1 protein-coding gene is annotated in these 316 nt (G+C 43.0%); it reads right to left on the bottom strand.

Features of this window, described 5'->3' with window-relative positions:
• Window positions 1-49 precede the first annotated feature (49 nt).
• Window positions 50-265 (bottom strand): restriction endonuclease subunit S, encoded by a 216-nt coding sequence (locus tag DW49_RS1000000134180; protein ID WP_370464061.1) that lies wholly within the window; start codon window positions 263-265, stop codon window positions 50-52.
• Window positions 266-316 lie beyond the last annotated feature (51 nt).

The following is a 316-nucleotide window of genomic DNA, read 5'->3' as shown; positions in this document are numbered from 1 at the left end:
ACTGTTTTCGAAAAAACCAGCTACTAACTAACGTAAAATTCAAATTTTATCAATAACTTAGGTTGCAGGACACGGGTAAATTATTTCGCAAACAGTACACTAGGGTAGTAATTTCGTCGCCCATCGTGGAGAGGATGGAGGCGATAGAAGATTGCTCTCTCAGCTTTGGAAGTTTGATCCGTATACGCCCAAGCGCACCGCGTGATACCCGTTTGTGAGTAGTGCCACCACTTCTATCACTGACAACCTGAAACCACCCTGGCATCGAAAAAAGATTAACTAGGAACGCTCTATCAGCTAAGGAAACTCTGAAAAA

Origin of the sequence: Pseudomonas avellanae BPIC 631 (genome assembly GCF_000444135.1) — a bacterium.
GTDB lineage: Bacteria > Pseudomonadota > Gammaproteobacteria > Pseudomonadales > Pseudomonadaceae > Aquipseudomonas > Aquipseudomonas avellanae.
Note: the sequence above shows the minus strand (reverse complement) of the source record. Positions and strands in the feature narration are given on the sequence as shown.

Bases quoted from the DNA above. Each gene is read 5' to 3' on its own strand.
- DW49_RS1000000134180 (WP_370464061.1), bottom strand. From the start codon at position 265: ATGCCAGGGTGGTTTCAGGTTGTCAGTGATAGAAGTGGTGGCACTACT.